Source organism: Rheinheimera sp. (assembly GCF_036782235.1).
Lineage (GTDB): Bacteria > Pseudomonadota > Gammaproteobacteria > Enterobacterales > Alteromonadaceae > Pararheinheimera.
Genome location: NZ_DAIPZL010000005.1, coordinates 65,427 through 83,765, shown reverse-complemented (window position 1 = coordinate 83,765; position 18,339 = coordinate 65,427). Strand labels below are relative to the sequence as shown.

General features: G+C 50.6%; 16 protein-coding genes. 10 read left to right on the top strand and 6 right to left on the bottom strand.

Features of this window, described 5'->3' with window-relative positions:
- Positions 1-5: 5 nt before the first annotated feature.
- The 3 genes from V7P87_RS07835 to V7P87_RS07825 all read left to right on the top strand — a co-directional run bounded on the left by V7P87_RS07835 (position 6) and on the right by V7P87_RS07825 (position 2,455).
- The gene (locus V7P87_RS07835; protein WP_333796937.1) at positions 6-1,418 is read left to right on the top strand and encodes an FAD-dependent oxidoreductase; all 1,413 of its coding nucleotides are present in this window, start codon (positions 6-8) and stop codon (positions 1,416-1,418) included.
- 365 nt (positions 1,419-1,783) lie between these two features.
- The gene (locus V7P87_RS07830) at positions 1,784-1,996 is read left to right on the top strand and encodes a hypothetical protein (protein ID WP_333796936.1); all 213 of its coding nucleotides are present in this window, start codon (positions 1,784-1,786) and stop codon (positions 1,994-1,996) included.
- Between the two features lie 12 nt (positions 1,997-2,008).
- A complete protein-coding gene (locus tag V7P87_RS07825) occupies positions 2,009-2,455 on the top strand; it encodes a glutaredoxin family protein (protein ID WP_333796935.1) in 447 nt (148 codons plus the stop codon).
- 107 nt (positions 2,456-2,562) lie between these two features.
- Here V7P87_RS07825 and V7P87_RS07820 read toward each other — a convergent pair whose 3' ends face one another.
- Positions 2,563-3,642 carry an alpha/beta hydrolase family protein gene (locus V7P87_RS07820; protein WP_333796934.1) on the bottom strand — a complete coding sequence of 360 codons (1,080 nt, stop codon included), beginning with the start codon at positions 3,640-3,642 and terminating at the stop codon, positions 2,563-2,565.
- 416 nt (positions 3,643-4,058) lie between these two features.
- Here V7P87_RS07820 and V7P87_RS07815 point away from each other — a divergent pair, with 416 nt between their 5' ends.
- From V7P87_RS07815 to V7P87_RS07795, 5 genes are all read left to right on the top strand, one after another.
- Positions 4,059-5,585, top strand: coding sequence for an amidase (locus V7P87_RS07815; protein ID WP_333796933.1), 1,527 nt, complete (start codon positions 4,059-4,061; stop codon positions 5,583-5,585).
- Between the two features lie 226 nt (positions 5,586-5,811).
- Complete coding sequence (locus V7P87_RS07810; protein ID WP_333796932.1) at positions 5,812-7,410, top strand: methyl-accepting chemotaxis protein; 1,599 nt, start codon at positions 5,812-5,814, stop codon at positions 7,408-7,410.
- A gap of 80 nt (positions 7,411-7,490) precedes the next feature.
- Entirely contained in the window at positions 7,491-9,005 is a 1,515-nt protein-coding gene (locus V7P87_RS07805; protein ID WP_333796931.1) for an FAD-binding oxidoreductase, read from the top strand.
- Positions 9,006-9,073: 68 nt separating this feature from the next.
- Positions 9,074-10,018, top strand: coding sequence for an SMP-30/gluconolactonase/LRE family protein (locus V7P87_RS07800; RefSeq protein WP_333796930.1), 945 nt, complete (start codon positions 9,074-9,076; stop codon positions 10,016-10,018).
- A gap of 195 nt (positions 10,019-10,213) precedes the next feature.
- The gene (locus V7P87_RS07795) at positions 10,214-11,419 is read left to right on the top strand and encodes an alpha/beta hydrolase family protein (protein ID WP_333796929.1); all 1,206 of its coding nucleotides are present in this window, start codon (positions 10,214-10,216) and stop codon (positions 11,417-11,419) included.
- Positions 11,420-11,544: 125 nt separating this feature from the next.
- On the opposite strand, the gene V7P87_RS07790 is transcribed toward V7P87_RS07795, so the two are convergent.
- Positions 11,545-11,844, bottom strand: coding sequence for a DUF1840 domain-containing protein (locus tag V7P87_RS07790; RefSeq protein WP_333796928.1), 300 nt, complete (start codon positions 11,842-11,844; stop codon positions 11,545-11,547).
- Between the two features lie 76 nt (positions 11,845-11,920).
- Entirely contained in the window at positions 11,921-12,862 is a 942-nt protein-coding gene (locus V7P87_RS07785; RefSeq protein ID WP_333796927.1) for a glutaminase, read from the bottom strand.
- 165 nt (positions 12,863-13,027) lie between these two features.
- On the opposite strand from V7P87_RS07785, the gene aceK reads away from it, so the two are divergent.
- Positions 13,028-14,779: a bifunctional isocitrate dehydrogenase kinase/phosphatase gene (gene aceK / locus V7P87_RS07780; protein ID WP_333796926.1), complete on the top strand. Its 1,752-nt coding sequence runs from the start codon at positions 13,028-13,030 to the stop codon at positions 14,777-14,779.
- A gap of 28 nt (positions 14,780-14,807) precedes the next feature.
- Here aceK and V7P87_RS07775 read toward each other — a convergent pair whose 3' ends face one another.
- Positions 14,808-15,614 (bottom strand): hypothetical protein, encoded by an 807-nt coding sequence (locus V7P87_RS07775; protein WP_333796925.1) that lies wholly within the window; start codon positions 15,612-15,614, stop codon positions 14,808-14,810.
- A 94-nt stretch (positions 15,615-15,708) separates the two neighbouring features.
- On the opposite strand from V7P87_RS07775, the gene V7P87_RS07770 reads away from it, so the two are divergent.
- Entirely contained in the window at positions 15,709-16,401 is a 693-nt protein-coding gene (locus V7P87_RS07770; protein ID WP_333796924.1) for a tRNA-uridine aminocarboxypropyltransferase, read from the top strand.
- A 55-nt stretch (positions 16,402-16,456) separates the two neighbouring features.
- On the opposite strand, the gene V7P87_RS07765 is transcribed toward V7P87_RS07770, so the two are convergent.
- Positions 16,457-17,317, bottom strand: coding sequence for an alpha/beta fold hydrolase (locus tag V7P87_RS07765; RefSeq protein ID WP_333796923.1), 861 nt, complete (start codon positions 17,315-17,317; stop codon positions 16,457-16,459).
- Positions 17,299-18,333 (bottom strand): M14 family zinc carboxypeptidase, encoded by a 1,035-nt coding sequence (locus V7P87_RS07760; protein ID WP_333796922.1) that lies wholly within the window; start codon positions 18,331-18,333, stop codon positions 17,299-17,301. Before V7P87_RS07760 ends, V7P87_RS07765 begins: the two co-directional genes overlap by 19 nt.
- Between the last annotated feature and the right edge of the window lie 6 nt (positions 18,334-18,339).

Sequence of the window (18,339 nt, the reverse complement as noted above, 5' to 3'; positions counted from 1 at the left end):
TAGATATGGCACAGAATGTTTATCAGTTTATTGATGTAAAACGGGTCGATCCGCCGAAAAAATCGCATGAAGATCGCACCATTAAGTTTGTCGAAATTTATCAGCCGATGACCGACACTCAGGCCGCAGGTCAGGCCGATCGTTGCCTTGATTGTGGTAACCCCTATTGTGAATGGAAATGCCCGGTGCATAACTATATTCCGCAGTGGTTAAAACTGGCTAACGACGGCAAAATTATTGAAGCTGCGGAATTATCACATAAAACCAATAGCTTACCTGAAGTGTGCGGCCGGGTTTGCCCACAAGACAGGCTTTGTGAAGGTGCCTGCACCCTGAACGAAGGTTTTGGCGCTGTCACCATTGGTTCTATTGAAAAATATATCACCGACAAAGCTTTTGAAATGGGCTGGCGGCCGGATTTATCGGCCGTGGTCAAAACCGATAAAAAAGTGGCGGTGATAGGTGCAGGCCCTGCAGGACTCGCTTGTGCCGACGTGCTGGTGCGTAACGGCGTCACCCCTGTCGTCTTTGATAAATATCCGGAAATTGGCGGTTTGCTGACCTTTGGTATTCCGCCTTTTAAACTGGAAAAAGGTGTGATGCAGCTTCGGCGCGAAATTTTCAGCGCTATGGGCATCGAGTTTCGGTTAAACACCACCGTTGGTGTGGATGTCAGCTTTGACAGCCTGCTGGAAGAATATGACGCAGTGTTTTTAGCGCTTGGCACTTACACCCCAATGGCCGGTGGTTTAGTTAATGAACAGGCACCAGGCGTGTATGAAGCGCTGCCTTATCTCATTGGCAATATCAATAACTTAATGGGCTGGCAAACAGAACATCCATTTGTTGATTTAAAAGGCAAAAACGTGGTGGTGCTTGGTGGTGGCGACACTGCGATGGACTGCGTGCGTACTGCCATTCGTCAGGGCGCCAGCAAAGTAATTTGTGCTTACCGCCGTGACGAAGCCAATATGCCGGGCTCACGCAAAGAAGTACAAAACGCCCGCGAGGAAGGGGTTGAATTTATGTTTAACCTGCAGCCTTTGGGGATTGAAGTGAACAACGAAGGCCATGCCTGTGGTGTAAAAGTGGTGTCCACCGCCCTTGGCGCTCCGGACGCCAAAGGCCGTCGTTCTGCTGAAGTGGTGCCGGGCTCGGAACAAGTGCTGGCTGCTGATGCTGTGGTCATTGCTTTTGGTTTTCAGCCAAGCCCGCCAAAATGGTTACAGGACAAAGGCATTGAACTCGACAGCAAAGGCCGGGTTATTGCCAGTGAAAACAGCCTGTTTCCACTGCAAACTAATCAAGAAAAGATTTTTGCCGGTGGTGATATGGTACGAGGCTCCGACTTAGTGGTCACTGCCATAGCCCAGGGCCGCAAAGCGGCTGAAGGTATGCTGGACTTTTTGGCGGTGTAAAGCCGTCTGAATAGTGCCATCAGATAGCAGCTAACCAACTCTGCAACAAAGCCGGTGAATTATCCCGGCTTTTTTATCACTCCAACTTTTTCGTGCCCTTGCATGACAACAACCGAAAGTGCGCCACCGCGACCATTATCAAACTTTTATCAGCAATTTATCTGTATTCCCTCACGCGTACCTGACTGAAATCTACCAACTATCAGCGCACAAGGTTAAAAATTCAGCACCGGGCTTCAACTGACAGCATGCCGTTGTTGAACATGCAGTGATGGGATTTGTACTGTGTTACCTGCCCTGCCTGAAAGCACACCTTGTGATATCTCAGCGAAGCAGTATCCAATCTGACACAATAAGGAATATTCATGAAATTCAGTAAATTAATAAAATCACTGGCCTTTGGTGCCGGTCTGGCTGTGGCGTTTTTCAGCTTTGCTTCTGACAACCTGTCGCCCTACGAGCAATGCATCCTTGATTGCCATCAGAAATCCAGAATTTGCCTGGCTGGCGGCGGCCCATCAACAACCTGCAGTTCACATCTGCAATTGTGTAAGTGGGGTTGTGGTACACCACAATAACAAGGCCACTACATGGCACTTTCGTCACTGAAAGTGCCTTTAGCTGCAGAGAAAATGATGATCAAGCAACAAGCATTAAAGTCCTTTTTCGGTTCTGTGATGACGGCTGTTTTGGGTTTTGCTATCGGCATTGTGGCCTTGTATGGCTGGCAATATGCCAATCAGCCGCCCACTGTGATTGAAATGGACACCAGCGCCCATTTTGCCGCTACCGACAAAAGGCTGATTTTGTACTCAGCATCCTGGTGCCAGTACTGCGATAAAGTAAAAAACTACCTGAATAAACATCAGCTGGTGTTTGAAAACAGAGACATCGAATCAGCAGATCCCAAGGTTCAGCAACTGTTTCAGACGCTGGGTGCAGAAGGTATTCCACAGATCCTGATTGGCAATAAGGTGATCCGGGGTGCAGATTTAGCAGCGCTGGAAGATGAATTGAAAAAACGGCAATTGCTGTAGCCAGCGCTGCAGCAAGCCATTGTTTATATAAGCTGTTACTCTGCTTTTAGCAGAATGCAAAGTTGGGCTGTCCGACCAGAACCTTTTTATTGCTTACACAAAACAGTTTAATTCAGCGCCTGACGTGCAGTATCAGCGCTGCTGAGTGTCGCATATTGTTCAAACTGCGCCAGCAAAGCTTGATGTTGTTGCTGCCACTGTGCAACTGCCCTGGGTCTTTCTCCGGTGATTTGGCTGACAAAAGCTGCCGATAAACTTTGAGTTGCAGCTTTGAGGACTTTGTCCTGCAGCGCCAGCTCAGGTCTTTGCCTTCTGCCGGAAAAAATATTGTGATTGCCACCATAAAACACCGCCAGCACTTTTTCCGGACCAGGCATGGCCTGATAAATATCAATACGCTCTTCTGGCGTCGAGTGATAACCCGGCACCTCTATTTCATCCATGGTATTGGTGATATGCAAAGTGGGCACGGCAATAGCGGCCAGTACTTCTGACAGCGGTTTATCATTATAAAAAGGCGGCGCTGAAATCAGCATACCGGCGCTGAATCTGGCATCACGCAGATCAGGCTGATGGGGTTCTGCTTTAGCACCAAGGACCAGCATAGTGGTGTTGGCACCATAAGAATGGCCGGCCATAACCAGCTTGTTTGGGTCTATCAGAGCGGCAAATTCAGACTGCAATAGCTGATCCAGACCAAAACGTACATCCGCCACCCGCGCCAGTGCTTCTTCTTCACCGGCTGCATTCATCAACCTGAAGGGTAAAGTTAAACGGCTACCCCGCCAAATCTGCCGGTCGCTGCCAATATGTTGCAGATGCAAGCTGGCAAAACCCTGACTGGCCCAGTACAGACCAAGATAAGCATAACGGTCGCGGGAGCCGCCCAGGCCATGTGAAAACACAATCAACGGCAACTTTGCTGCAGCAGCGCCGGCTGGCAAATATAACAAAGCAGGCACCTCCCGGCCGCGGCTGTTGTCCTGCCACTGCAGTTTGTGCTGAATAACTTTGTCGGACCAAGTTAAACTCAGCTGACTGGCTTGTTGCACAGACGGCAACTGCAGGTGCTGCGCCCACTGCTGCTGAGTAAGCTGTAACGGCTCAGGGCTTTGTTTACAGGCCGAAAGACTGAGCAGGATGAGCAAAGCCCAGAAGCCCAAACATTGTTGTTTAAATTTTGTCATGTTATCCACTCCTGACTGCAGCTTTGGTTGAGCATCAGAGTCTCTGGCTGAACCTGCACTGAGTCACAGAAAATTCTCGCTAACGCCGATAAAAATTGTGGTCGCTGTTGTGACAAAGGGTGACAACGGGTGTTGCCAAAAATTGTAATGTTGTATTGCTGAAAAACAGCCGTTGTGTTGGCAAAGAATACCGTTGAATATACCAACCTATACGAGGTGACCGAAGCCATGGCTCAGCCGGATTGTTGTATGTGTTGACTATTCCCGCCCCTTCTGATGCCGTCAAGCCTGATGCGGTCTGTGGCTTAAGCTATGAGGCTGGTCGGATTTTATCCATTTTTAACCGCAAGCCTCTTGCAGCAAAAGCCAAAATCGTTTGCACTGGTCACACAAATAATAATGACAAGGACGATACCATGCGCCGCTTTCAACAAAGCCTTCACACTTTTGCATTCAGTACTTTAGCCCTGCTGTGCAGCCTGCCTGCCACCGCAGCTGAACTGAACAACATCACAGCCCAACAAGCCCTTTTTTTGATGGAACAACAAAAACTCAGTTCAGTGGCGCTGGTGAACTACTACCTGCAGCAAATTGAAAAAAACAATCAAAAAGGCGCTGATTTAAGAGCTATTACCGATATCAACCGCGATGCCATTAAGCTCGCAACCCGGCTGGATAAAGAACGTAAAGCCGGCAAGATCCGAGGCCCGCTGCATGGTTTGCCTGTGGTATTAAAAGCCAATATTGCCACCAAAGATGGTATGCCCACTACAGCGGGCGCACTGGCGCTCAAAGGTTTTCTGGCAAAAAAAGATGCTGACTTAGTCACCCAACTCACAGCTGCCGGCGCAGTAATTATTGCCAAAAGCAATCTATCGGAATGGGCAAATTTCAGGGGGGAAAACTCGGCCAGTGGCTGGTCGGCACTGGGCGGTCAAACTAAAAATCCGCATAAACTCAGTCAATCGCCCTGCGGCTCGAGCTCTGGCTCGGCTGTTGCCGTGGCCGCTGATATGACCTTACTGGCGGTGGGCACCGAAACCGACGGCTCCATCACCTGCCCTGCTTCTGTCAACGGCATAGTGGGCATTAAACCTACCCATGGTGCTGTGTCCGGCGCCGGTATTATTCCCATAGCCGCATCACAGGATATCGCAGGCCCCATGACGCGCACTGTGTCCGACGCTGCTTTATTATTGCAAGTATTGGCAACAGATGAGGCGAAAAGCCGTTATGGCGATTTAACTGCAGCCATCAACGAGGTGCAGGTGAAAAAAGTGCTGCTGGTACGTGCTTTTGACGGGCAATTTGCCGCGATAAAACAAATGCAGGACAGGGTTGCGCAACAGCTGCAACAAAATGGCATAGTGGTAGAGATGCTGGAACAATGGCAATTGCCGGAGCAACTGAATAAAGATGAACTGACAGTGTTGATCTACGAATTTAAACGTGATTTAACCCAGTGGCTGCAGGAGTCTCAGGTGCCGGCCGCTGTTGGCAGCATTGACAAAATTGTTGCTTTTAACCAGAAAAAAGGCAAAGCAGCACTGGCCTTTTATGGTCAGGAATATCTGCAGCAAGCCGCAGCCATTGATTTGGAAAAAGACAAAGCCGCTTATCTGCAAGCACTGAACAACAGTAAACAGCTGGCAAAGGCGCAGCTGGATCCTTATCTTTCACAATATGACGCTATTTTAATACCTGCTTATGGCCCGGCCTGGCCTATTGATCATGTTAAAGGGGATCAGTTTAGTTTTGGCACTTCCACTGCCGCCGCTGTGTCTGGTTATCCTTCAATCACTATTCCGGCCGGTATGGATGGCCAGCTGCCACTTGGACTCAGCCTGGTTGGCAAACCCTGGAGTGAAGCCAAGTTACTGGGACTGGCTGCGTTACTGGAGCAACAACTGCCAAAACGCGCTATTCCAGCGCTGAAGCCCTGACAGCTTTTTTCCTGCGATAAAGCCCGGCCAACAGCCGGGCTTGCTGATATTAAAAGTGTTTCCCCCTCTGCAGCTGTGCTGCTTATACGCGTGTTGATGCTGTAGTGGCACAGCCTTGCCACTAGGCTGTCACTGGTCTACCACTTTAGTCGAGTTTGTTGTATCAATGTTTGACACAAAGCCCAAGATGCCAAACACTGGGCAGACACTAACTGCAGGAGGCCTGATGGATAACAAGCTGTTTACCGGAACATACCAGCCAATGCTGCCCCTATTGCTGCTGATCCCATTGTCGTTTTTGTTATTGTTGTTTACTGCGCAAAGTCAGTTTTTTTACCCTGTGCTGATTGGCTGTAGTGTGCTGCAACTGTCGGCGCTTTATCAGCTACACCGCAAAACCATAGCCATACAGCCTCAAGCTGATGACAATAGTCCGAACGCCAGCCAGCACAAAGGCAATCTGCAAAAAAGTGCTGCCGTGATCAGCAGCGCCACCTCCAATATGGCGATAGGTGCAGCCGAAGTGTCGTTTTATATGGACGGCCTAACCAAAGATATCCGGCAAATTGGCCATGACAGTGAACAAATCAGCGAAGTGGCCAGTCAGCTGACCCAAACCAGCAGCCAGCTGAGCCACAACCTGCAAACCATCAGCCAGAGTGTGCAGCATACTGCAACAGCCAGCAGCGATACCGCGGCTTTATTGAGCTCAGGTGTTAAGCAAGTGGGCGAACTTGGCAGCGCTGTAGACCACGCCGCAGCAGAACTGAAGCAACTGCAACAAAGTGCTGATCAGATCCAGCATATTACCGAGGTGATCCGAAGTGTCGCCGACCAAACCAACCTACTGGCATTAAATGCCGCCATCGAAGCAGCCCGCGCCGGTGACGCTGGCCGGGGTTTTGCTGTGGTGGCCGACGAAGTCAGGGCTTTGGCCGGTAAAACCGCAGGCGCCACCGGCGATATTGCCCAGATGCTCAGCACTATCCGCAGCCAGAGTGCACAAACCGGCAATCTGATGAGCCATCTGGTGGCACTGAGCAGCGATGTACAACAACAGCTGCAGGCGGTGGTAAACGGCGTGGGCGGCATTAACACTGAAATTAATCAGGCATCAGGCGCGCTGAGTGCACTGGATCAGAGCGGTCATCAACTGGAGCAGGCCAGCCGGCAAATTGGTGATGCCATTGTGAATATTCATCAGGGCCTGGCCGCAGTGGAGCAAAAAAGTGACTCTGTTGCCACTCAGGCCATTGAATTGTCAGTTGAAACCGAAAGTATCTACCGTGAACTCAGCCTGGTCAGCAACCAGCATTTTTTCAGTGTGCTACAACAGGAAGCACAGCAGGCCGCAACTGCCATAGCGCTGTTATTTGAACAGGCTATTGTGCGCGGTGAACTGACCGAACAAGCGCTTTTTGCCAAAAGTTACCAGCCTATTGCCAACACCAATCCACAAAAATACCACACGGCTTACGACAGTTTTACCGATCAGCATTTTCCGGCAATTCAGGAGGCGATACTGGCACGGCATCCACAAGTGTTATATGCCGGCGCTGTGGATAGTCAGGGTTATTTTCCAACCCACAACCGTAAATTCAGCCAGCCACTGACCGGCAACTATCAACAGGATCTCATCAACAACCGCAGCAAACGTATTTTTAATGACAGAACCGGTAGCCGGTGTGGCAGCAACACAGAAAGGATGTTGCTGCAAACTTACAAAAGAGACACAGGCGAAATTTTGCATGATTTGTCGGTGCCTATTCTGGTGCGCGGCAAGCACTGGGGTGGTTTTCGCATCGGTTTTAGCCGGGCACACTAACAACAGCAGAAGCCGCTGTGCTGTGCTTCAAAGCACACTTTGTGCTAAGGTTGCAGCGATTTTTCTGCCGGAGTTTTCTTTTGCAACGCCGAACATTTTTAGGTTTTACCCTGCTAAGTCTTGCCAGCCTCAGTGGTTGCAGCAATATGCCAAAGCTGCCGCAAGGCAAAACAGCACCACCAGAACCTGACGACTGGCAGGCATTGGCAAGCCGTTTTTCCGGTGAATTATTGTTGCCGCAAGCCGAACATTTTGACCGGCTGCGAAAAGCGGCCAATGCCCGTTATGACGCGCTGGTGCCCGCTGTCATTATGCGCTGTGCCAATGCGGCCGATGTGCAACTGGCGGTGAATTTTGTCCGCGATTTTGCGTTACCTTTTGCTGTACGCAGTGGCGGTCACAGTTACACCGGCCTGTCCAGCACCAAGGGGGTGCTGATTGATGTGGGCCTGATGCAGCAGATCACACTTGAAGATGACATTGCCACTATTGGCAGCGGCGCCAAACTGGGGGATGTCTATGCCGAGCTTGGCGCCAGGCAACGCTCAATACCGGCTGGCAGCTGCGCCAGTGTTGGTATTGCCGGTTTAGTCCAGGGCGGCGGCCTGGGCATTGCCGACCGGCGTTATGGCTTAACCTGTGATGCACTGCAAAGTGCCGACATAGTGACAGCAGATGGCCAGCTGCGTCATTGCAGTGCAACTGAGCACCCGGATCTGTTCTGGGCGCTGCGCGGAGGCGGCGGTGGTCAGTTTGGTATTGTGACCAGGCTGCAGTTTCAGACTTTTCCAACAGCGCCCATCCGCAATTATATTGGCCGTTATCCGCTAAAAGATGGTTTACAGGTACTGCAAAACTGGCAGCAGTGGTTGTCCGAGCTGCCCAACGAAATCTGGTCACAGGCCACCATCTGGTTTAACGGCCAGCAAAATGAACCTGAAATTCAAATCCGCGCCTGTGCGCTTGGTGAGCCTTTGTTATTAACCCGGCACTGGCAGTTGCTGGAGCAGCGGCTGATTGGCATTTGGTCTGATGTTGATATGCAGGACCATCAGTATCTGGATTTTATGTTAAGCGACTGCGCTGGTTTGGAGATGCCCCAATGCAAGCTGCCCAATCAGCATCAAGACGGTGTGTTAAAACGGGTGGCTATGGCCGGCAGCTCAGATATTTTTGACCGTTATTTGCATAACTCAGCGCTCAATACCCTGCTGCGGGAAATCACTAAACGCCATCAAAACGGCCACAGAGGCGGCGTGATGTTAACAGCCATGGGCGGTGCTATTAAACATCTTCACCATGACGACACTGCTTTTGCCCACCGTCATGCGCTGTTAAGCGCGCAATATTTAATGAGCGGCCCTGTGGGCAGCCCGGAATCATTATTAAAAGAAGGTGCCGTCTGGGTAAACCGGATGCGGCATTTAATGAAAACCTGGAGCAGTGGCGGCGCTTATCTGAATTACACAGACGCACTGCTGAAAAACTGGCAACAGGCATATTACGGCGACCACTACGCCAGATTACAGCAGATCAAAACACGTTATGATAAAGCTCAGTTGTTCCGTTTTGTCCAGGGCATTAAGCCGGCTTAGTGCCGCTTTAACCCTACTCTGCGGCACGGAGTGCTCCATAGCAAAACACTGCCTAAAAAGGATGCGACATGGCAAAGACGGCTAAAGCACAGAAAAAAAGCGAGAAAACCTTGTTATTACCCATCCGCTGGCTCAAAACGGCCTGTTGCAGCTTAGTTTTGTTGACGCTGCCTGCAGCCCCGCTGTGGGCTGATACACCAACATCAGCACAACCCCCCGACAGTGAAATTTTTGTGGCTGCCGGTGTGTTTCACCCGGAAATAGAAGGCCCTGCTGTGGATGCCCAAGGTTATGTGTATGCAGTAAATTTTGGGGGTAATAACACTGCGGCCAAAGGCAGTATTGGCAAAATAACACCAAAGGGCGACGCCCGTCATTTTTTGCAACTGCCCAAGGGCAGTGTTGGCAATGGCATCCGGCTCGACCAGCAGGGGCGGTTTTATATTGCCGATTATACCGGCCATAACATCTGGCGTTATAACGGCAAAAGTTTAAGTTTGTACCTGCATCAACCTTTGATGTTTCAGCCCAATGATCTGGCCATCACTGAACAAGGAGTCTTGTTTGCAAGCGACCCCGACTGGAAAAACAACAGCGGTCAAATCTGGCGTATTGAACAAGCCAGCAGCAGCACCTTGCTGGAAAAAAACATGGGCACCACCAATGGTATCGAAGTCAGTCCTGACCAACGCTTTTTATATGTTAACGAAAGCCGCCAGCGCAAAGTGTGGCGTTATCAGCTGGATAAAAAGCTCAATGTCAGCAATAAATCCCTGCTGATCCAATTTCCCGACCACGGCCTGGACGGTATGCGCTGTGACGGGCAAGGCAATTTATATATCGCCCGTTATGGCAAAGGTACCATTGTCAAAATAAGCCCTGAAGGCAAACTGCTGCGCGAATATCAGCTGCATGGCCAGTTTCCAACCAATGTAACTTTTTCTAATGATTTCAAAACTTTATATATCACAATGCAGAAAGATGGCGCTGTGGAGCGGCTAAAACTGCAATAACGGCACAAGCAAAAACCTCCTCAGCAAAATGCGCGCTATCACGCGCTTTTTGCATCGCCAGCCTGGCTGTTATTTGCTCCGGCTAAAACCAGATCGTGACTTCTGGCACAACACAACACCAACCTTTTGCCGCAAACTGCCTATATCAGCAATAAGGCTGAATATATTCCTCAGGCAGCGCAAAAGGACAACGGCATGCAGCAACTTGTTCACAAAGTATCCCACCCTATCCCGGTTTTAAGCGGCATGTTGTTTGGCCGAACATTGTTGTTGCCTTTATTTACTTTCAGTCTGCTGCTGGGCTGTAGCGCTGTCAGTAACAGCGATAACAGAGCGCAGCAGCAAACTAGCAAAACTGAACCTCAGCTTGTGCAGGCCGGATTTAAAGTAAAAATGCAGCAGCTGGATTTATTCGACGCAACAAGGCAAAGACCGGTAAAAATTACCCTCTGGTACCCGGAAGGGCAAGCCTGCAAGGCGCAGATTTGTGTGGCTGGCAACACAGAGCTCAGTCAGGCTTTGTTGTTGTCCCATGGAGCCATGGGCGCGGCGCTTAATTATCAATGGCTTGGCAAAAGTATGGCCGCCCGTGGTTGGGTGACTGTTGGCGTCAATCATTATGGTGAATCCTGGGTCTATGGTGCCGGGCATGTCAAACCTGCCGCTGTACTGGAGTTCTGGCAGCGGCCACTCGACTTACACTTTGTGCTGGATCAGTTAGAGAGCAACCAAGTTAACGGCAAAACCTTATTAAACCAGCCGATCAACTGGCAAAGCACTGTGGCCATTGGCCATTCATCAGGCGGCGCTACTGTAGCCGCGCTGGCCGGTGCCGGTTTTGATTTTGCCAAAGTGACCAGTTACTGCAGTAGCGAGGCCGCCAAAGCCGATCGCAGCTGCGCTTATCTGCCAAAAGCCGGGCCGACGCAGCCAACAAATCAGCAAACAAGCCAGCAAACAAGCCAGCAAACAAGCCAGCAAACAAGGGAACAGTTGCCCACTTTGCCGGCACAGCAACATTGGTATGATGCCAGAGTCAGCAAACTGATTTTACTCGACCCGGCACTGGGTCATTTGGCCAATGCACAGAGCCTGCAGCAAATAAAACTGCCCGTGCTGGTGGCAGGTTCAGTGCAAAACGACTTTTTACCTTTTACACGGCACGCTGGTTTTTATGCCAGCCAAATACCACAGGCACAACAAGTGACTTTTCATCAAGGTGAAGGACACTTTGTTTATCTGGATAGCTGCACCCTGCCACACCGGGCTTTGGGTGTGCCTATCTGTCAGGATAAAGCCGGGGTGAACAGAGACGAAGTACAACAACAATTAACAGCAAAGCTGCTGGCATTTTTAAGCAGCAGTCCGCTCACCATTGCGTCAGCAAAGGGCAATAACTAAAGCCTGTACTCTGCGCAAATGACGAGCGAGCGGCGACAAAGCAGTGTTAACAGGGTACAGCAACAGCGAATCTCAACTCCTTTGCTGGCCGGCTGCTTAATGCTGCTGCATGATAGCGCGGCTTATTAGTCCCAGCTTAGATTGTGCCCGGCTTTGGCGGCGCCTTGAAGCATTTCCAAGAGCGGCAGCGCTCTTTTGCGTAAACTGACCGGCGCTTCCTGCCCTTCTGCCTGAGGTGTTGCCAGCTCTGGCTCCGCCACATCTTCCAGTGCCTGTTGCAGCTGCCATAATGCCTGCGGCACATCTTCGGCAAAAATGGCGCCCGGCACTTTTGGCGTGACTCCCATTTTTTCAATCAGTTGCAGCGCAACATCACCAAACATGGTAATGGGATAATAATCTTTGCTATGAAATGTGACCAACATAGATGTTCCTTTGCTAACAGGTGCAAGCTTGCGGCTTAACTTCAACTATAAACCCAGTGTGAAGACCCGCCCAGCTTTAATACACAGATAACCCCAACTGCTCAGCCAAAGCCCGGATCAACTGCATCGCCAGCTCCGAATTACCAAAACTATTGAGTGGCGGGCTCCAGGCGGCTATTACCCCATAATTGGGCACTACCGCCACTATACCGCCGCCCACACCACTTTTGGCCGGCAAACCCACGGTAAAAGCAAATTCGCCGGACTGATCATACATGCCGCTGGTGGTCAGAATAGCGTTTATCCGATGGGCGTCCTTGCGACTGCAGATCTGCTCACCTGTGACCGGATCCTGGCCTCTGTTGGCCAGATACAAAAAACTGCGCGCCAGTTGCTCACAGCTCATTGCCACCGAACATTGATGAAAATATTGCTCCAGCACCAGCGGCACTTCACTCTGGATATTGCCAAAACTTTTCATCAGATAAGCCAAGGCAGCATTGCGGCTGCCATGCTGCTGCTCTGAAGCATACACTTTGTGGTCGATATAAATAGCCTGACAATCGGCAAGGCGCCTGATAAACATCAGAAAACTGTTGATACTGGCCGAATAGTGGCTGGCCAGTACATCAGCAATCACCAGGGCTCCTGCGTTGATCACCGGATTACGGGGTATACCTTGCTCCCACTCCAGCTGCACTATTGAATTAAAAGGCTGACCCGAGGGCTCCATCCGCACTCTTTGCCACAGCTCGTCACCCTGCAGCTGCATCGCCATGGTCAGCGCATAGGTTTTTGACAGGCTCTGAATAGAAAAAGGTACAGCCGCATCACCGGCTGATGCCACCTTGCCATCTAAAGTAGCGACTGCTATACCAAGCCGGTTTGGCGCAACCTGAGACAACGCCGGAATATAATCGGCCACTTTGCCGCTGATTGGCATCTGGCGCGCCTGCGTCAGTAAGTCGGCCAAAGACTGGTTTAAATCCACGATAGGGCAAAAGTCCGCCTGTTGCATCAGGCACTCCTTGCAGCAATTGCAAAAAACGCTATCAGAGCACAGTTAAAAGCCAGGGCGCAAGCTGCTAACTGGTTTGCTTTTTCGCCCGCCTTTGGGTATCAATAGAGATTAGAGTTTCAGCTCAGTGTAGTGCCGTCGCCTGTGGGCGGGCCAGGGAGCATCATGAGTCAGCCCCGCCATATTGCCGAAGTGATTTTAAAAGGCTTTCGCCGCCACTTTAGTTTGTTTTCGCAAATGACACAGCAGGCCAAACAACGTTTTGCCCATGCCGACTGGCCCGGGTTGCAGCAGGACAATGCCAACCGCATCAGCTTTTATGATTTAAGGGTGCAGGAAGCGATAGACCGGCTGGTGCTGGAGCTGCCTCAACATTGTCTGGATGAATCTTTATGGCAGCAGGTCAAACAACATTATCTGGATTTTTTAACTTTTCACCCTCAGGCTGAGCTTGCCGAAACTTTTTATAACTCAGTGTTTTGCCGCTTGTTTGCCCGGAAGTATTTTCATAACCAGAATATTTTTGTTGAATCCACCTTAAGCAAACAAAAACTGCCGGCCCCTGTGGCTTCAGTGTACGACAGTTATTTCCCGGTGCAGGATGGCCTGCGTATCTGTATCCGGAAAATTGTGGCAAGTTACGCATTTTCGCTGCCATTTGCCGATGTAGAACGGGATATCCGTTATGTGATCCAGACTTTTCGCGCCGAATCCGGCCATGGCCGCCATCCGGTGCATCAGATCCGCTTTGATATGCTCAAGTCGGTGTTTTACCGCAATAAAGCGGCTTATATTGTTGGCCGTGTGGTCAGCCCCGACGGCCAGCAACCTTTTATTATTCCGATTTTGCAAAGCAAAACCCAGCCGCGCCAGTTGTATCTGGATACCTTGATCACCGATGCACAACAAATGAGTATTATCTTCGGTTTTTCAAGGGCTTATTTTATGGTGGACTTGCCGGTGCCGTCAGCCCTGGTGCACTTTTTAAAAGAGCTGCTGCCGCATAAAACCCTGGCTGAACTGTATTCGTCGGTCGGTTTACATAAACAAGGCAAAACCGAGTTTTACCGTGAGCTGCTGCAACATTTAACCAAGTCCAGCGACAGTTTTGTGGCCGCGCCCGGCATTCGTGGCATGGTGATGATGGTGTTTACGCTGCCATCTTTTCCTTATGTGTTTAAGGTGATCCGCGATAAATTTTCCGACACCAAAAACTTTGGCCGCGACACCGTCAAAGCCCGTTATTTGCTGGTGAAAAAACACGACAGAGTGGGCCGGATGGCCGACAGCATGGAATATTCTTATGTGGCTTTGCCAAAAAACCGCTTTTCGCCGGAACTACTGGCCGAGCTGATGGACGCTATTCCGGGTTCGTTAAGTTTTGAAGATGACAATCTGGTCATTTCCCATTTGTATATTGAAAGGCGGATGATCCCACTGAATATTGCACTGGAAACCGCCAGTGACAGCGAAAAAGCCCGGCTGATGGCCGATTATGGCCAGGCGCTGAAAGACATGATTGCCGCCAATATATTTCCGGGAGATATGCTGCTAAAAAACTTTGGCGTGACCCGCCACGGCCGTGTGGTGTTTTATGATTATGATGAAGTGCAATATTTGCTCGATGTGAATTTTCGTAAAATTCCAAAAACCGATAATTATGATGATATGTTAAGCTCGGAACCCTGGTATAGCGTAAGCCCCGGTGATGTGTTTCCAGAGCAAATTGCGACCTTTGTCACGCCGCAGCCACAGCTGCGTGAACTGTTATTTCAGGCCCATCCACAGCTTTTGGACGCCGATTTTTGGTGTGATAAACAACAAAAAATCAAAGCAGGTTTTGTTGAGGATATTTTCCCCTACCCGATCAGCCAGCGTTTTAGCCGGCGTTATGCCGATGAGCCGGCGGCAGACTAAAGAGCCTTCAGCGGTATAAAAACGACGCTTAGCGTTTTTTTACCGCTGCCTTTAACGCCTGACAAGCATCGCTGACAGGCTGCTGCGCGGCTTCACAAATCCCCGGATGAGCTTGCTGATATGTTGCCAATTGCAGCTGTTGCTGCAATGCCAAAAAACTTTTCCAGCTGGACGACAAAGCCACAGGGTCGCTTAAAAAACGTGGCACCTTGCCACCGGCATCAGCGATACCGGTGTAAATCAGCCTGACTCTGGCATCTGGCAAAGGTTTTAACTGCCAGTGTGCGGAAAAACCCCGCAGCCGCAATTTACCCGGATTATCCGGATGTAAATCTGCACAGTCCCACACCTGCATATTAAAAGTCAGATCGCCCTGCTGCTGCCACTCAGAGCAGCTAACCAGCTCACGTTCCGTTAAAGGCCAGGGTGCGTTAAAACGGGTATACACCAAATCTTCATACAGCGAGGGTTTAGCGAGCAAGCTGACCTGCGCCACATTGTGTAACCACAAAGCTGCGTTGTTGGTATCGGCCAGTACCTGCAAAAAAGCCGACATTGAGCCCTGATAATCAAGCTGCACCTTCACCTGCAACAGCTTTTTGCCACGCTGCCTGATATGACGCTGCTGCAGACTGATATGTTCGGCTTTTTTATATAACCGCCAGGGCTCTTCGTTAGCCCGAACAGAGCCGCTCCATAAGGCAGCACAAAGCGGCAATAACAGCAGCCATAACAGCAGCCTTTGGCTCTGCTCCCCCTGCCGGAAAAAACTCTTTGTTGCTGCAGTGCTGCTGAACACTATGCTGTTGTCCTTCTCATCCGTTGCTGCGCTCACCCATAGCAGGCCGGTGATCCGGATCACTGCCCAGGGCTTTTTTCGGCTACAATAGCCGCCGCAAAATTTGGCCTTGTTTTACCCGGAGCTGTTGGTGACCCATATTAATTCAGTGTTGGCACTGCGTCTGCAGGAACTGCAACGTACCACCAAACCTTTTAACGCCAGAGGCAGCCGGGTGATCCGCTGCGATCATTGTTTATTGCCCAAAGCCGATTGTATCTGTTTTGCTAAACCAGAGCCTTGTGCTAACAGTGCTTTTTTGTTTTTGATGTACACAGGCGAGTGTTTTAAACCGACCAATACCGGCCGTTTAATCGCCGATGTGGCGCAGGATAATCATGCTTTTGTCTGGGACAGAACCAATCCGGATCCGGCCTTACTGGCATTATTGCAGGACGAACGTTATCAGCCGGTGGTGATTTTCCCCACCCAATATGCGGCGCCTGAACGTTGTATTCAAAAACCAGCGCCAGAGCCTCAGAAAAAAACCTTATTTATTTTGCTGGATGGCACCTGGCGTGAAGCAAAAAAAATGTTCAGCAAAAGCCCCTACCTGGATAAGTTTCCGGTGCTGGGTATTCAGCCTGAGCAGGCATCTAACTACCAACTGCGCGAAGCAGCACATTTACACCAGCTCTGTACCGCCGAAGTGATGATTGAAGTGTTAAAAGTCGGCAATGACGCCAAAGCGGCCGCTGCGCTTGCGAGCTATTTTGCCACTTTTCGCAAACATTATATGGCTGGCAAACCCCATCTGAATTTTATCGAAGCCGCAGAAGATTAACACGGCAAAAGATGAAAGCCAGAACCACCTGGCCGGTGCTTGCCAAAAACAGCATTCAGGGCGCCTGATAAAAGCGCACGGCCTGTTGTAATAACCAGTCGGGGTCGTCCAGCGCTAGATCATGGCCGGCGCTTTGATGCAGCAGCAAAGGCACCTGCCAGCGCTGTGCCATCTGCTGGCTGGCGCTGATATCAACCAGCCGGTCGTGCCGGCTTCCCAGCAACAATACCTTACAACCTGGCTTATCCGGCAGCACAAAATGGCTGGCCGCCCATAACTGACGCAAAGCATTGCTGCGACTGACCGGCCTTTGCCGCGCCAGCTCGACAAAACCGGCATAATGGGCCTGGCGTACCTGAGCTTTATTGCTGGTTAACTGCAAAATCAGTTGTTCTCTTTGGGCAATGGAACCACACAGGGCCGCCAGCACCGCAGGATAACTTTGCCATTTCAGTCTTTGATAAAAAGGCGTCAGATCGCCGGCGCTGCTGTTGATCAGCAGCAAAGACAACACCTCGGCCGGATATAGCTCGGCAAAACGCATGGCCAGCATAGCGCCAAATGACATGGCCAGCAGATGATAAGGCCCCTCAATCTGACGCAGCTGACGACGCACTAATGTCAGAATGCCACACAAACTGGCTGGCGAGCGCTGCAAATAATGCTGCCCCATGCCGGGCAAATCCACACAATACACCGGCTGGCTGATCTGCTGCTGTAGCAGCTGGGGAAATGCCCCCCAATGTTGTTGCTCCCGCGCCAGGCCGCGCAATAAAATCACCGGCGCCGTGCCCCATTGTGCCGGGGATAACTCAGGCCGGGCTTTCACTTTCAGTTTTTCTTCAGTTTGGCTCTGCTCTTGCGAGCCTGCGGTTTGAGCGCCTGTGTCAGCGTTAGTTATGTTTTGCTGTACCATAAAGCCTTCGCTGCCTGTTGTTGTTCATCACCAACAGAGCCAAGCCAATCCGGCGCAGCTGCTGTAGCATGCAATAAAAAATCGAGTAAAATCAGATGGGAACGCAGCACTCTTTTCACCCTGTGTGGTTTTACCGGATGAAACAAACCATGGCTTTTCAACAACTGAAACGGATTTTTCCGCACCCAGTTCCAGGATCCCATTTCCAGTGTTAACGGCAAAAAAACCTGTTGATACTGCTGCGATTCGTCATACAGGTGATCCCATAAATCGCCATGGCATAAATAGTGCCGGCTTTGCGGCTCAAAAATATAGTTTTGCTGCGGGAAACTCTGAAACAACAACTGTTGCAGCCGGTACATCTGCGCCAGATGGGCAATAGGCTGTTGTGCTGTTTTGGCATAAGGAAACCATAACCTGTCGGTGCGGCCAAATCCGGAGTGGCAATCGAGCGCCAGCATAAAAGGCGCCTGAAAAAACTGCCTTACATAAGCGATGAGCCACTGATTTTCCTGTGCCAGCTCGCCGGGTGCGCCCCGATACCAAGGCAAAAACCGGCTGACTCTGTGCCCCCCTAACAAAAAGGCGGCTTTTTCCAGCGCCTCCGTCGGCGCATTACGCATTAAATCAATATGCTGAGGATTGGAACGCCAGCCAAGCGCCATCCCCCCCGGGTTTAACAGCGGCACCATACAAAGCTGAACCTTGTCAAAAAGTGCAGCAAAGTGTTGATCCCATTGTAGCCGGGCGCATAAAGACTCCAGATAAGCCAGCAGCACCTGAGTACCAATACGTTCCAGCCCATGCACACCACCGGTTAGCAATAACACTGGCTTATGCTGAGCTGCCTTGCCTATTTGCACGGCATAGACCGGCAGCTGCTGCGCTTGCAGCTGCACCTTGCCAAGCTGCTGTGATTGCACCAGCTTTGGCGCCTGCTGCAATATCAATTCCAGTTGATTTAGTTCGGCAAACAAAAGCACCGCCAGTGTTTTTGCATGAGGAAACAACAGCATACTCAG

Bases quoted from the DNA above. Each gene is read 5' to 3' on its own strand.
- V7P87_RS07835 (WP_333796937.1), top strand. From the start codon at position 6: ATGGCACAGAATGTTTATCAGTTTATTGATGTAAAACGGGTCGATCCG.
- V7P87_RS07795 (WP_333796929.1), top strand. From the start codon at position 10,214: ATGCAGCAACTTGTTCACAAAGTATCCCACCCTATCCCGGTTTTAAGC.
- V7P87_RS07830 (WP_333796936.1), top strand. From the start codon at position 1,784: ATGAAATTCAGTAAATTAATAAAATCACTGGCCTTTGGTGCCGGTCTG.
- V7P87_RS07765 (WP_333796923.1), bottom strand. From the start codon at position 17,317: ATGGTACAGCAAAACATAACTAACGCTGACACAGGCGCTCAAACCGCA.
- V7P87_RS07825 (WP_333796935.1), top strand. From the start codon at position 2,009: ATGGCACTTTCGTCACTGAAAGTGCCTTTAGCTGCAGAGAAAATGATG.
- V7P87_RS07800 (WP_333796930.1), top strand. From the start codon at position 9,074: ATGGCAAAGACGGCTAAAGCACAGAAAAAAAGCGAGAAAACCTTGTTA.
- V7P87_RS07790 (WP_333796928.1), bottom strand. From the start codon at position 11,844: ATGTTGGTCACATTTCATAGCAAAGATTATTATCCCATTACCATGTTT.
- V7P87_RS07810 (WP_333796932.1), top strand. From the start codon at position 5,812: ATGGATAACAAGCTGTTTACCGGAACATACCAGCCAATGCTGCCCCTA.
- V7P87_RS07785 (WP_333796927.1), bottom strand. From the start codon at position 12,862: ATGCAACAGGCGGACTTTTGCCCTATCGTGGATTTAAACCAGTCTTTG.
- V7P87_RS07820 (WP_333796934.1), bottom strand. From the start codon at position 3,642: ATGACAAAATTTAAACAACAATGTTTGGGCTTCTGGGCTTTGCTCATC.
- aceK (WP_333796926.1), top strand. From the start codon at position 13,028: ATGAGTCAGCCCCGCCATATTGCCGAAGTGATTTTAAAAGGCTTTCGC.
- V7P87_RS07815 (WP_333796933.1), top strand. From the start codon at position 4,059: ATGCGCCGCTTTCAACAAAGCCTTCACACTTTTGCATTCAGTACTTTA.
- V7P87_RS07760 (WP_333796922.1), bottom strand. From the start codon at position 18,333: ATGCTGTTGTTTCCTCATGCAAAAACACTGGCGGTGCTTTTGTTTGCC.